Origin of the sequence: Ralstonia sp. 24A2, assembly GCF_051783885.1 — a bacterium.
Lineage (GTDB): Bacteria > Pseudomonadota > Gammaproteobacteria > Burkholderiales > Burkholderiaceae > Ralstonia.
In genome coordinates this window covers 176,862-191,117 of record NZ_JBPVZD010000002.1, presented here as the reverse complement: position 1 = coordinate 191,117, position 14,256 = coordinate 176,862, and the positions used below count along the sequence as shown (strand labels likewise).

8 protein-coding genes are annotated in these 14,256 nt (G+C 62.6%); all 8 read left to right on the top strand.

The genetic code is table 11. The features are described from left to right. Window positions 1-73: 73 nt before the first annotated feature. The 8 genes from rplK to ACS13N_RS05655 all read left to right on the top strand — a co-directional run bounded on the left by rplK (window position 74) and on the right by ACS13N_RS05655 (window position 14,230). Complete coding sequence (gene rplK / locus ACS13N_RS05690) at window positions 74-505, top strand: 50S ribosomal protein L11 (protein ID WP_004634453.1); 432 nt, start codon at window positions 74-76, stop codon at window positions 503-505. A 2-nt stretch (window positions 506-507) separates the two neighbouring features. Further along, a complete protein-coding gene (rplA, locus tag ACS13N_RS05685) occupies window positions 508-1,203 on the top strand; it encodes a 50S ribosomal protein L1 (RefSeq protein ID WP_021197602.1) in 696 nt (231 codons plus the stop codon). 371 nt (window positions 1,204-1,574) lie between these two features. Continuing rightward, window positions 1,575-2,081, top strand: a complete 507-nt coding sequence (gene rplJ, locus ACS13N_RS05680; protein WP_021197601.1) for a 50S ribosomal protein L10 — start codon at window positions 1,575-1,577, stop codon at window positions 2,079-2,081. Between the two features lie 63 nt (window positions 2,082-2,144). Next, window positions 2,145-2,519 (top strand): 50S ribosomal protein L7/L12, encoded by a 375-nt coding sequence (gene rplL / locus ACS13N_RS05675; RefSeq protein WP_021197600.1) that lies wholly within the window; start codon window positions 2,145-2,147, stop codon window positions 2,517-2,519. Window positions 2,520-2,968: 449 nt separating this feature from the next. Beyond that, a complete protein-coding gene (gene rpoB, locus ACS13N_RS05670; protein WP_438930759.1) occupies window positions 2,969-7,075 on the top strand; it encodes a DNA-directed RNA polymerase subunit beta in 4,107 nt (1,368 codons plus the stop codon). A gap of 126 nt (window positions 7,076-7,201) precedes the next feature. Next, window positions 7,202-11,437 carry a DNA-directed RNA polymerase subunit beta' gene (rpoC, locus tag ACS13N_RS05665; RefSeq protein WP_438930758.1) on the top strand — a complete coding sequence of 1,412 codons (4,236 nt, stop codon included), beginning with the start codon at window positions 7,202-7,204 and terminating at the stop codon, window positions 11,435-11,437. A gap of 226 nt (window positions 11,438-11,663) precedes the next feature. Then, the gene (locus tag ACS13N_RS05660) at window positions 11,664-13,529 is read left to right on the top strand and encodes a DUF2138 domain-containing protein (RefSeq protein ID WP_438930757.1); all 1,866 of its coding nucleotides are present in this window, start codon (window positions 11,664-11,666) and stop codon (window positions 13,527-13,529) included. After that, window positions 13,526-14,230, top strand: coding sequence for a DUF1175 domain-containing protein (locus ACS13N_RS05655; protein ID WP_438930756.1), 705 nt, complete (start codon window positions 13,526-13,528; stop codon window positions 14,228-14,230). The genes ACS13N_RS05660 and ACS13N_RS05655 overlap by 4 nt, the downstream gene beginning before the upstream one ends. The last annotated feature ends 26 nt before the right edge of the window (window positions 14,231-14,256 follow it).

Genomic DNA, 14,256 nt, shown 5'->3' with positions numbered 1-14,256 from the left:
CTTGTGCTGATGCGTTACCACTCAATAGGATTGCCGCAGTTGTCTTAGCTGGGCGATCCGGATTGGAGTCAAGATGGCCAAGAAAATTATTGGCTTTATCAAGCTGCAAATTCCGGCTGGTAAAGCAAATCCGTCCCCGCCTGTCGGCCCGGCCCTGGGCCAGCGCGGTCTGAACATCATGGAGTTCTGCAAGGCGTTCAACGCGCAGACTCAAGGCATGGAACCGGGCCTGCCGGTGCCGGTGGTGATCACCGCCTTCGCCGACAAGAGCTTCACCTTCGTGATGAAGTCGCCGCCGGCGACCGTGCTCATCAAGAAGGCCGCCGGTATCCAGAAGGGTTCCGCCAAGCCGCATACCGACAAGGTTGGCAAGATCACTCGCGCCCAGGCTGAAGAAATCGCCAAGGCAAAGAACGCGGACCTGACCGCAGCTGATCTGGACGCCGCTGTGCGTACGATCGCCGGTAGCGCCCGTTCGATGGGTATCACGGTGGAGGGCCTGTAATCATGGCAAAGATTTCGAAGCGCGTGGCCGCGAACAAGGCCAAGGTCGAGCGCACCAAGTTCTACCCGATCGATGAAGCCCTGAGCCTCGTTAAGGAATGCGCCAGCGCCAAGTTCGATGAGTCCATCGACGTGGCCGTGCAACTGGGCATCGATGCAAAGAAGTCGGACCAAGTGGTCCGTGGTTCGGTGGTGCTGCCTGCCGGTACTGGCAAGTCGGTTCGCGTGGCCGTGTTCGCCCAAGGCGACAAGGCCGAGCAAGCCAAGGCTGCTGGCGCTGAGATCGTCGGCATGGAAGACCTGGCCGAGCAGATCAAGGCCGGCAACATGGACTTCGACGTCGTGATCGCTTCGCCGGACACGATGCGCGTGGTCGGTACGCTGGGTCAGATCCTGGGCCCGCGTGGCCTGATGCCGAACCCGAAGGTCGGCACCGTGACGCCGGACGTCGCTACGGCTGTGAAAAACGCCAAGGCGGGTCAGGTGCAATTCCGTGTCGACAAGGCCGGTATCATCCACGCCACCATCGGCCGCCGTTCGTTCGAACCGGCTGCCCTGAAGAGCAACCTGGCTGCGCTGCTGGACGCACTGACAAAGGCCAAGCCGGCATCGAGCAAGGGCGTGTACCTGCGTAAGGTTGCTGTCTCGTCGACGATGGGTGTTGGCGTGCGCGTCGACCAGTCGACGCTGGCTGCCTGATCGTTCTCGATCATTAGCGCTGGGTGGCCCGATAACCATCCCGGCGTTAGCAGTTTTCTCCCGCGTAGCTTCGGCTATGCGACCCCTAGAAGTTTGAGGGAAGAACTTTGGGCAGTGGCGGATGCGCGTGCAAGCGTGCTGATGCCGCTGGTTATCAAAGACCGTTGGCGGTGAAGGGCTCTTCGGAGCCGACACCTTAATCGCTGCGTAATCCGGCAACGGAGCGCACGGCCAACGCAGATGGCGCCCCCGAAGGGAATAAGTGACTTTGGTATTGCCGAAGTGATTTGTGCCAATCGGACGCCGTACTTTTGGACTGACCGAGGTGACCGCAATGCTTGTGGAAACCGACGTCGTTTTGGAGCTTAACCGTGGCACTCAATCTCGAAGATAAGAAGGCCGTCGTGGCCGAGGTAACGGCGCAAGTCGCCAAGGCCTCGACCATCGTCGTTGCTGAATATCGCGGTATCACGGTTGGCGATCTGACCAAGCTGCGCGCGCAAGCGCGCCAGCAAGGCGTCTACCTGCGCGTTCTGAAGAACACGCTGGCACGCCGCGCTGTTGAAGGCACGCCGTTTGCCGAACTCGCTGAGCAACTGACCGGCCCGCTGATCTACGGTATTTCCGAAGACGCAGTGGCCCCGGCCAAGGTGCTGAACGATTTCGCCAAGGGCAATGACAAGCTGGTGCTGCGCGCCGGTTCGTACGAAGGCAAGGTGCTGGACGCCAATGGCGTGAAGGCCCTGGCTTCGATCCCGAGCCGCGAAGAACTGCTCAGCAAGCTGCTGTTCGTCATGCAGGCGCCGGTGTCGGGCTTTGCCCGTGCCCTGGCTGCGCTGGCCGCAAAGCAAGGCGAGGGCGAAAGCGCAGCAGCCTAATCGGCCGCGGCAACTCGCACAGATCGCACGATCGATACCGAATCACATTCTGGAGTTATTCAAATGGCAATCACCAAAGACGACATCCTCGAAGCCGTTGGCTCGATGTCCGTGATGGAACTGAACGACCTGGTCAAGGCGTTTGAAGAGAAGTTTGGCGTGTCGGCTGCTGCCGTCGCCGTTGCTGGCCCGGCTGGCGCTGGCGCAGCAGCTGCTGCTGAAGAGCAAACCGAATTCACCGTGACGCTGAAGAGCGCCGGCGCGAACAAGGTTGGCGTCATCAAGGCCGTGCGTGAAATCACCGGCCTGGGCCTGAAGGAAGCCAAGGACCTGGTCGATGGCGCACCGAAGCCCGTGAAGGAAGGCGTCGACAAGAAGACCGCCGACGAGCTGGTGAAGAAGCTGGTGGAAGCCGGCGCGGAAGCCGAAGCCAAGTAAGTGCAGGTCTCGCGTGCCGTGCTCGGTACGCGATAGAGGCTGGCAAAGGGAAATTTCCCGGCGCCAGCCTTTTTGCGCTTGTGGGGCCGGTTGTTGAGCGATCCCGCAATCACGCAATAAGTATCGTTGAAGTCTCTTTCGCCGGATTTTCCGGCGGCCGGCCGAGGTAAGGCCAGCAGAGGCCAAACATCAGTGGCACACTAGGCAGTTCGCAGTCCGCTGATGTTTGTCTTCTGAACCGACTGCAGAAGGCAAGTTTGGTCGGGTACTCCCCCGTCCGTGGCATGGGCTCCATGGGTTCATGTGCGGGCGGCGCGCGCAGTACCGTCAGCCAGAGGTTGGTAGCGGCCAACCGCCAAATCCCGTCACCAGTCGCTGAACACCTCAAGTGCCAGGCGTGACTCACGCCACAAGTCCGTCGCATGCACTTGCGATGATTCGGAGATCCCATGGCGTACAGCTTTACCGAGAAAAAGCGCATTCGCAAGAGTTTCGCGAAGCGTGCAACGGTCCATCAGGTTCCCTTCCTGCTTGCCACCCAGATTCAATCGTATGCTCAGTTCTTGCAAGCCGAGACAGGCCCCTCGCAACGCAAGACCGAAGGCCTGCAGGCTGCATTCAATGCCATCTTCCCCATCGCGTCGCACAATGGTCTGGCGCGCATGGAGTTCGTGTCGTATCACCTGTCCAACCCGCCGTTTGACGTCAAGGAATGTCAGCAGCGTGGTCTGACCTTCCACTCGGCGCTGCGCGCAAAAGTGCGCTTGATCATCAACGACCGCGAGAACCCCACTAAGGTCAAGGAAATCAAGGAGCAGGAAGTCTACATGGGCGAAATTCCGCTCATGACCTCCACCGGTTCGTTCGTGATCAACGGTACGGAACGTGTGATCGTGTCCCAGCTGCACCGCTCGCCTGGCGTGTTCTTCGAGCACGACAAGGGCAAGACGCACAGCTCGGGCAAGCTGCTGTTCTCGGCACGGATCATTCCGTACCGCGGTTCGTGGCTCGACTTCGAATTCGACCCGAAGGACATCCTGTACTTCCGCGTTGACCGCCGCCGCAAAATGCCGGTGACGATTCTGCTGAAGTCGATCGGTCTGACGCCGGAACAAATCCTGGCGCACTTCTTCGTGTTCGACAACTTCACGCTCAAGAGCGAAGGCGCACTGATGGAGTTCGTGCCCGAGCGCCTGCGCGGTGAAGTCGCGCGCTTTGACATTGCCGACAAGAACGGCAAGGTCGTCGTCGAGAAGGACAAGCGTATCAACGCGAAGCACATCCGCGACCTGGACTCGGCTGGCACCAAGCTGATCAGCGTGCCGGAAGACTACCTGCTGGGCCGCGTGCTGGCGAAGAACATCGTCGATCCGGATACCGGTGAAGTCCTGGCCAACGCCAACGACGAACTGACCGAAGGCGTGCTCGAAAAGCTGCGTGACGCCGACGTGAAGGAAATCCAGACGCTGTACACGAACGATCTGGACCAAGGTCCGTACATCTCGTCGACGCTGCGCACGGACGACACGGCCGACCAGACCGCCGCGCGCATCGCGATCTACCGCATGATGCGTCCTGGCGAGCCGCCGACCGAAGACGCCGTCGAAGCGCTGTTCCAACGCCTGTTCTACAGCGAAGACTCGTACGACCTGTCGCGCGTGGGCCGCATGAAGGTCAACAGCCGCCTGAACCGCTCGGAAGGTACGGGCCCGATGGTGCTGACGGATGACGACATCCTCGACACGATCAAGCTGCTGGTGAACCTGCGTAACGGCAAGGGCGAAGTGGACGATATCGACCACCTCGGCAACCGTCGCGTGCGTTGCGTCGGCGAGCTGGCGGAAAACCAATTCCGTGCCGGTCTGTCGCGCGTTGAACGTGCCGTGAAGGAACGTCTGGGCCAGGCCGAGACGGAAAACCTGATGCCGCACGACCTGATCAACTCGAAGCCGATTTCGTCGGCGATTCGCGAGTTTTTCGGTTCGTCGCAGCTGTCGCAGTTCATGGACCAGACCAACCCGCTGTCGGAAGTTACGCACAAGCGTCGTATTTCGGCACTGGGCCCGGGCGGTCTGACGCGCGAGCGCGCGGGCTTTGAAGTCCGTGACGTGCACCCGACCCACTACGGCCGCGTGTGCCCGATCGAAACGCCGGAAGGTCCGAACATTGGTCTGATCAACTCGCTGGCTCTGTACGCGCAGTTGAACGACTACGGCTTCCTGGAAACGCCGTACCGCAAGGTTGAGAACGGCAAGCTGACCGACCAGGTCGACTACCTGTCGGCCATCGAGGAAGGCAAGTACGTGGTGGCGCAGGCCAACGCGACGGTGGACAAGGACGGCACCCTGGTGGACGAACTGGTCTCCGCTCGTGAAGGCAGCGAGCGTGAAACCCGTATGGTCACGCCGGACCGCGTGGAATACATCGACGTGGCGCCGTCGCAGATCGTGTCGGCCGCAGCATCGCTGGTGCCGTTCCTCGAGCACGATGATGCAAACCGTGCACTGATGGGCGCCAACATGCAGCGTCAGGCTGTGCCTTGCCTGCGTGCCGACAAGCCGCTGGTGGGTACCGGCGTCGAGCGCACCGTGGCGGTTGACTCGGGTACGGCCGTGCAGGCCACCCGTGGCGGCGTGGTCGACTACGTTGACGCGAACCGTGTGGTGATCCGCGTGAACGATGCCGAAGCTGTTGCCGGTGAAGTTGGCGTCGACATCTACAACCTGATCAAGTACACGCGTTCGAACCAGAACACGAACATCAACCAGCGTCCGATGGTCAAGGTGGGCGATATCGTTGCCCGCGGCGACGTGATCGCTGACGGCGCTTCGACCGACATGGGCGAGCTCGCGCTCGGCCAGAACATGCTGGTCGCGTTCATGCCCTGGAACGGCTACAACTTCGAGGATTCGATCCTGATCTCGGAGCGTGTGGTTGCGGAAGACCGCTACACCTCGATCCACATCGAGGAACTGTCGGTCGTTGCTCGCGACACCAAGCTCGGACCGGAAGAAATCACGCGCGACATCTCGAACCTGGCCGAAGCCCAATTGGCGCGCCTGGACGAATCGGGCATCACGTACATCGGCGCAGAAGTGGAAGCCGGCGACGTGATGGTCGGCAAGGTCACGCCGAAGGGCGAGACCCAGCTGACGCCGGAAGAGAAGCTGCTGCGTGCGATCTTCGGTGAGAAGGCGTCCGACGTGAAGGACACCTCGCTGCGTGTGCCGTCGGGCATGAGCGGTACCGTGATCGACGTGCAGGTCTTCACGCGTGAAGGCGTGACGCGCGACAAGCGCGCCCAGTCGATCATCGACGAAGAACTGAAGCGCTACCGCCTGGACCTGAACGACCAGCTGCGTATCGTGGAAGGCGATGCCTTCCAGCGTCTGGAGCGTCTGCTGGTGGGCAAGGTGGCCAACGGCGGCCCGAAGAAGCTGGCCAAGGGCACTGCGCTGACCAAGGAATACCTGGCCGACCTCGACAAGTGGCACTGGTTCGACATCCGTCCGTCGGATGACGACGTCGCCACCCAGCTCGAAGCCGTGAAGGAAGCCATCGAGCAGAAGCGCCACGACTTCGACCTCGCGTTTGAAGAGAAGCGCAAGAAGCTCACGCAAGGCGACGAACTGCCGCCGGGCGTGATCAAGATGGTCAAGGTGTACCTGGCCGTGAAGCGTCGCCTGCAGCCTGGCGACAAGATGGCCGGTCGTCACGGTAACAAGGGTGTTGTGTCGAAGATCACCCCGATCGAAGACATGCCGTACATGGCTGACGGTACGCCGGCAGACATCGTGCTGAACCCGCTGGGCGTGCCTTCGCGGATGAACGTGGGTCAGATTCTCGAAACCCACCTGGGCTGGGCCGCGCGCGGTCTGGGCGAGCGCATCGGCAACATGCTCAAGGCGCAAGCCAAGGCCGCCGAAGTGCGCAAGCTGCTGGGTCAGATCTACAACGAAAGCGGCAAGGTTGAAGACCTGGACAGCCTGTCCGACGCAGAAGTGCTGGAACTGGCCGAGAACCTGAAGAAGGGCGTGCCGTTCGCGACGCCGGTGTTCGATGGTGCGCATGAGGACGAAATCCGCCGCATGCTGGACCTCGCCTATCCGGAAGACATCGCGAAGGAGAAGGGCCTGACCGCTTCCAAGCAGCAGGTCACGCTGTTCGACGGTCGCACCGGTGAAGCCTTCGAGCGTCCGGTCACGCTGGGCGTGATGCACATGCTGAAGCTGCACCACTTGGTCGACGACAAGATGCACGCGCGTTCGACCGGTCCGTACTCGCTGGTGACGCAGCAGCCGCTGGGCGGTAAGGCCCAGTTCGGTGGCCAGCGTTTCGGTGAAATGGAAGTGTGGGCACTCGAAGCGTACGGCGCGTCCTACGTGCTGCAGGAAATGCTGACCGTGAAGTCGGATGACGTGAACGGCCGGACCAAGGTGTACGAGAACATCGTCAAGGGCGAGCACTCGATCGATGCCGGCATGCCGGAATCGTTCAACGTGCTGGTGAAGGAAATCCGCTCGCTGGGTATCGACATCGACCTCGAGCGCAACTAAGCGCGAGTGCGGTGAGGGCGTGGCAGCAGCATCGCCACGCTCCAGTAACAGCAGCCATTGACGAAGATTTAGGGCCGGTGCCTTTGGAAACCCCAAGGTGCCAGCCTCAAACTCAAGGAGTTTGGAATGAAAGCATTGCTCGACCTATTCCGTCAGGTACAGCAAGAAGAGCAGTTTGACGCGATCAAGATTGGCCTCGCGTCGCCTGAAAAAATCCGTTCGTGGTCGTACGGTGAAGTCAAGAAGCCCGAGACCATCAACTACCGTACGTTCAAGCCCGAGCGTGACGGTCTGTTCTGCGCCAAGATCTTCGGCCCGATCAAGGACTACGAGTGCCTGTGCGGCAAGTACAAGCGCCTGAAGCACCGTGGTGTGATCTGCGAGAAGTGCGGCGTGGAAGTGACGCTGGCCAAGGTGCGCCGTGAGCGCATGGGCCACATTGAACTGGCTGCGCCGACCGCGCACATCTGGTTCCTGAAGTCGCTGCCGTCGCGTCTGGGCATGGTGCTCGACATGACGCTGCGCGACATCGAGCGCGTGCTGTACTTCGAAGCATTCGTCGTGGTTGAGCCGGGCATGACCGCGCTCAAGAAGAGCCAGATCATGTCGGAAGACGACTACCTGGCCAAGTGCGACGAGTACGGCGAGGGCGAGTTCGTCGCCATGATGGGCGCCGAAGGCATCCGCGAACTGCTGCGCGACATCGACATCGAGAAGCAGATCGAGACGATCCGTGCCGAGCTGCAAGCCACGGGTTCGGAAGCCAAGATCAAGAAGTTCGCCAAGCGCCTGAAGGTGCTCGAGGCATTCCAACGTTCGGGCATCAAGCCGGACTGGATGATTCTCGAAGTGCTGCCGGTGCTGCCGCCCGAACTGCGTCCGCTGGTGCCGCTGGACGGCGGTCGTTTCGCCACGTCGGACCTGAACGACCTGTATCGTCGCGTGATCAACCGGAACAACCGTCTGAAGCGTCTGCTCGAGCTGAAGGCGCCGGAGATCATCGTGCGCAACGAAAAGCGCATGCTGCAGGAAGCCGTGGATTCGCTGCTGGACAACGGCCGTCGCGGCAAGGCGATGACCGGCGCCAACAAGCGTCCGCTGAAGTCGCTGGCTGAAATGATCAAGGGTAAGGGCGGCCGTTTCCGTCAGAACCTGCTGGGCAAGCGTGTGGACTACTCGGGCCGTTCGGTCATCGTGGTGGGCCCGACGCTCAAGCTGCACCAGTGCGGCCTGCCCAAGCTGATGGCGCTCGAGCTGTTCAAGCCGTTCATCTTCCACAAGCTGGAAACGATGGGCATCGCCACCACGATCAAGGCGGCGAAGAAGGAAGTGGAAAGCCAGACACCGGTGGTATGGGACATCCTGGAAGATGTCATCCGCGAACACCCGGTGATGCTGAACCGCGCACCGACGCTGCACCGTCTGGGTATCCAGGCGTTCGAGCCGGTGCTGATCGAAGGCAAGGCCATCCAGCTGCACCCGCTGGTCTGCGCGGCGTTCAACGCCGACTTCGACGGTGACCAGATGGCTGTTCACGTTCCGCTGTCGCTTGAAGCGCAGATGGAAGCGCGTACGCTGATGCTGGCGTCGAACAACGTGCTGTTCCCGGCCAACGGCGAACCGTCGATCGTGCCGTCGCAAGACGTGGTGCTGGGTCTGTACTACACGACCCGCGACAAGATCAACGGCAAGGGTGAGGGCATGACCTTCGCCGACATCTCGGAAGTCATCCGCGCCTACGAGAACAAGGAAGTCGAACTGGCTTCGCGCGTGAACGTGCGGATTACCGAGTATGAGTTGGTCAACCCGGAAGCCGACGGCGACGCCCGCTTCGCACCGAAGATCACGCTGCAATCGACCACGATTGGCCGCGCGATCCTGTCGGAGATCCTGCCGAAGGGTCTGCCGTTCTCGGTGCTGAACAAGCCGCTGAAGAAGAAGGAAATCTCGCGCCTGATCAACACGGCGTTCCGCAAGTGCGGTCTGCGCGAGACGGTGATCTTCGCTGACAAGCTGCTGCAGTCGGGTTTCCGTCTGGCAACGCGCGCCGGTATCTCGATCGCCATCGACGACATGCTGGTGCCGCCGGCCAAGGAGAAGATCATCTCCGAAGCTGCCGCCAAGGTGAAGGAATACGACAAGCAGTACATGTCGGGTCTGGTGACGGACCAGGAGCGTTACAACAACGTCGTGGACATCTGGGGCGCCGCTGGTGACCAGGTGGGCAAGGCGATGATGGAGCAGCTCCAGACCGAAGACGTGGTCGATCGCAACGGCAAGACCGTCAAGCAAGAGTCGTTCAACTCCATCTACATGATGGCCGACTCGGGCGCACGGGGTTCCGCAGCGCAGATCCGTCAGCTGGCAGGGATGCGTGGCCTGATGGCCAAGCCGGACGGCTCGATTATTGAAACGCCGATTACCGCAAACTTCCGCGAAGGCCTGAACGTTCTGCAGTACTTCATCTCGACCCACGGTGCACGTAAGGGTCTGGCTGATACGGCACTGAAGACCGCAAACTCGGGTTACCTGACCCGTCGTCTGGTTGACGTGACGCAGGATCTGGTCGTGGTGGAAGACGATTGCGGCACCACCAACGGCGTCCTGATGAAGGCGCTGGTGGAAGGCGGTGAAGTGATCGAAGCCCTGCGCGACCGTATCCTGGGCCGCGTGGTCGTGGGCGATGTGGTGAACCCGGAAACGCAGGAAACGGCCATCGAAAATGGCACGCTGCTGGACGAAGACCTGGTCGAGCTGATCGATTCGATCGGCGTGGACGAAGTCAAGGTCCGCACGCCGCTGACCTGCGACACGCGCTACGGCCTGTGCGCCAAGTGCTACGGCCGTGACCTTGGCCGCGGTGTGCTGGTGAACTCGGGTGAAGCGGTGGGTGTGATCGCTGCTCAGTCGATCGGTGAGCCGGGCACGCAGCTGACGATGCGTACGTTCCACATCGGTGGTGCGGCATCGCGTGCGGCAGTGGCATCGAGCGTGGAAGCGAAGGCAACCGGTATCGTGCGTTTCACGGCGACGATGCGTTACGTCACCAACGCGAAGGGCGAGCAGATCGTCATCTCGCGTTCGGGCGAAGCGCTGATCACCGACGACCACGGCCGTGAGCGCGAGCGCCACAAGATCGTCTACGGTGCAACGCTGCTGGTGCAGGATGGCCAGTCCATCAAGGCCGGCACGCAGCTCGCCACGTGGGATCCGCTGACACGTCCGATCATCTCGGAGTACTCGGGCACCATCAAGTTCGAGAACGTCGAAGAAGGCGTGACCGTTGCCAAGCAGATGGACGAAGTGACCGGTCTGTCGACGCTGGTGGTGATCGATGCGAAGCGTCGTACCACCGCTTCGAAGGGCATCCGTCCGCAGGTGAAGCTGCTCGACTCGTCGGGCGCTGAAGTGAAGATCCCGGGCACGGACCACTCCGTGACCATCGGCTTCCAGGTGGGCGCGCTGATCACCGTGAAGGACGGTCAGCAAGTGCACGTGGGTGAAGTGCTGGCACGTATCCCGACCGAATCGCAGAAGACGCGTGACATTACCGGTGGTCTGCCGCGTGTGGCCGAACTGTTCGAAGCGCGTTCGCCGAAGGACGCCGCCGTGCTGGCGGAAGTCACCGGTACGACTTCGTTCGGTAAGGACACCAAGGGCAAGCAGCGCCTGGTGATTACGGACCTCGACGGCAATGCCCACGAGTTCCTGATCGCCAAGGAAAAGCAGGTGCTGGTGCACGACGGCCAGGTGGTCAACAAGGGCGAAATGATCGTCGAAGGCCCGGCCGACCCGCACGACATTCTGCGTCTGAAGGGTGTGGAAGAGCTGGCAACCTACATCGTTGACGAAGTGCAGGACGTGTACCGTCTGCAAGGCGTGAAGATCAACGACAAGCACATTGAAGTGATTGTTCGTCAGATGCTGCGCCGCGTGCAGATCGCCGATACGGGCGACACCCGCTTCATCCCGGGTGAACAGGTCGAGCGTTCGGACCTGCTCGACGAGAACGACAAGGTGATCGCGCTGGGCAAGCGTCCGGCGACCTACGAGAACCTGCTGCTGGGTATTACGAAGGCATCGTTGTCGACCGACAGCTTCATCTCGGCGGCATCGTTCCAGGAAACCACGCGCGTGCTGACCGAAGCCGCCATCATGGGCAAGGTCGACGACCTGCGTGGTCTGAAGGAAAACGTCATCGTCGGCCGTCTGATCCCGGCTGGTACCGGTCTGGCTTACCACCGCGCCCGCAAGGCCAAGGAAGCCGCCGACCGCGACCGCGCCGCAGCGATTGCCGAAGAAGAAGCCGCTTCGATCTTCGAGACGCCTGTCGTCCACCAAGAGGAAGGCGGCGCCGCCTGAAGTTAGGTAGCGTCCTTCGCATCAAAAGCCCGGCCCCCTTGTGGGGTGCCGGGCTTTTTTTTGCCTGCGCGCCGCGTGCAGACGCACGACAACATCGGCATGGGAGAGTTCTGATTTTCTCGAAACGTTAACCTGCCTTAACATCGCAACGGCTATGATCTCGCGGTTATAGACCGGCACTTTTTACAAGCCGCCGGCCCTCTCCAGTCTTGCCGCAGATTCCTCCATGAAGCTCACACGCAAGCAGATCGCCGTTGGCGCGGTCGCCCTGGTCGTTGCCGGCGCGGCGGTGGTGCAGATGGTCTGGCACCCGTTTAGCCGCACGCGCGCGCTGCACGCCCGCCAGGTCCAACTCGACCTGACCTATCCCGACGCCCTGATCGACAGCCAGAGCCTGTCGCAACTGCCGCGCGACGTGCTGCGTGTGCCGCTGCTGCGCGATGTGCTGACCGAAGATTTCGTCGCCTACTACGAGGGCAACGAAGACCGCCTCTCGGTGGCCGGTGCGCTGCGCCGCCTCGCTTACGAGCAGAAGCTCGACCTGGCCGAGACGGTGCTCAAGCACGTGTTTGACGAGCCCGCCCGCGTGATGCTGTGGCGCGGCCCGGACGACAAGCTGCGCTACTGGGTGCTCTCCATGCAGCGCAACGGCTTGGCGAAGGCGCTGGAAGCCGTCGCCACCGTGGCCACGAGCGACACGCAACTCACCAAGGTGGCTGATGCGCTGGGTGATTCCGGCGCGCCGGTCTATGCGTTGCGGCTTTCGGCCACGCGCTCGATCCTGATCGCCAGCAAGGGCGACCGGCTGATCGCGCTGTCCGAGCCGGGCATTCTGCTGGACAAGGACGGCAAGCCGATCTCCAAGCAGGCAAGCGCGCTGGCAGCGCTGCTGTCGGACGACGCCGGCAAGCGCAACGTGCAGGGCACGGCCTACGCGCTGCCTGTGCAGGAGCCGACGGGCCACCACATCGTGGTGAGCGCCAACTATCTGTCGTTCGGCTATCAGCAGTACTTCCCGGGTATCGAGGCACTGCGCTTCGATTTTGGCTCTGGGGCGTCGGGCAACGGCTGGCAGAGCGCAGCGCTCATCGACCCGAGCCGCCTGAGCGGCAAGTGGGACAACGCCGGCCTGTGGCGTGCGCTGCCGTCCGATCCGGCCGCCTGCGCCACACTGCCCGTTGATTGGAAGGCCGCCGGTGCACTGCTGCGCTCTGTGGCGGGCGATGCCAAAGACGTCAGCGAAGCCGCGGCCCATGTTGGCGACGCGTTTGCCGGCCCGGCTGCTGCGTGCTGGTATGGCAAGTCGTCGCTGGTGGCGCCACTGTTCGTGGCGAAGCTGTCGTCGGCCTCGCAGACGGAGGCGGTCAAGCCGGCGCTGGCTGCGCTGTTCGGTCAGATCATCGGCTCGTATGAATCCAAGGCGCAGGCCGATGACAAGTCCGGCCCGTACAAGCGCCTGCCGGTGACGACGCGCCAGGGCCCGGCCAACGCCACGCTGTGGCAGCGCCCGGTGAGCGCGCGCTACGGCACCGCGAAATCAGCTGAGGCACCGTTTGGTGCGCAGCTGTCGTGGGAGCGTTACTTCCCGGTCACGCTGGCGATTGCGGGTGACGTGGTGGTGTTCTCGCCCGATGCGCGCCTCGTCGACGATGCGCTGGCCGTGCTTGCCAAGCGCTTCCCGGCGGTGGCTGACAGCCTGCCGAAGGACAAGACCGAGCGCATCGTGCTGACGATGACGCCCGCATCGCTTGCGCCGCTCGTCCGCCGCGAAGCCGGTGCCGCGCTGCCCGCCGACCAGGAAGCCGTGTTCCTGAACGCCGCGCAGACGCACCTATTCCCGAAACTCAAGGCGCTGTCGCGCTATGCGCCGGTGTCGCTGGCGCTCGATGGCGGCGTGCCGTCGTCGCGTGGCTGGGTGCCGGTGACGTGGCTGTCGAGCGGGCGCGGTTTGCCCGCCGGTGGCGACGGGTCGCCTGCGCCGGCCGATACGGCTGAGGCGCCTGCCGCGCCCGCTGCATCCGCCGCGCCTGCCGAGGCGCCGGCTACCGAGGCAGCCGCTCCCGTTCCCGCTGACAACACCAGCACGCAATGACACCGCGCGCTTCGGCCGCCGTGCTGAGCCGCCGCCGCTGGCTGGCGGTGGCCGGCGGCTGCCTGCTCGCTCCGGCCGCGCATGCGCTGTCGGGCTGGGCAGATGCCGCACCGGCAGACCCCGACGCGCTCACGCCGGATCAATCCAGCGTGTTCCGCGCGTGGTTCGTGCGCATCATCAACGAGCAGCTCCGCCAGGGCCCGACGCCGCGCTGGACGCACCGCGACTGCGCCGGTCTCGTCCGCTTTGCCGCCGGTGAGGCGCTGCGCACGCACGATGCACGATGGCTGCGCGCCAACGGCATGCGCGACGCGGAATCCGCACGGCAACTGCCGCCCGAGCTGAACCTCACGCCCGTCCAGCGCACGCTTACGCAGCGGTGGGCACGCATTGACGGCAGCACCGGCGCGTATGTCTCTGCGCTCGGGCTGATCCAGCAGAACAGCCGCTTCATTGCCAAGGACGTGAATCAAGCGCTCCCCGGCGATCTGCTCTTCTTCGATCAAGGCGACGACCAGCATCTGATGATCTGGATGGATCGCTACATCGCTTACCACACCGGCACCGTCACCCGCACCGACAACGGCCTGCGCGCGGTCCCGGTCTCTGAATTGATGCAATGGAAAGACTCGCGCTGGCAGCCGCAGAGCGGCAACCCCAACTTCATCGGCGTGTTTCGTCTGGCCTTTTTGACACGGTAGAAAAATTCATGCGCAACCGCGGATGG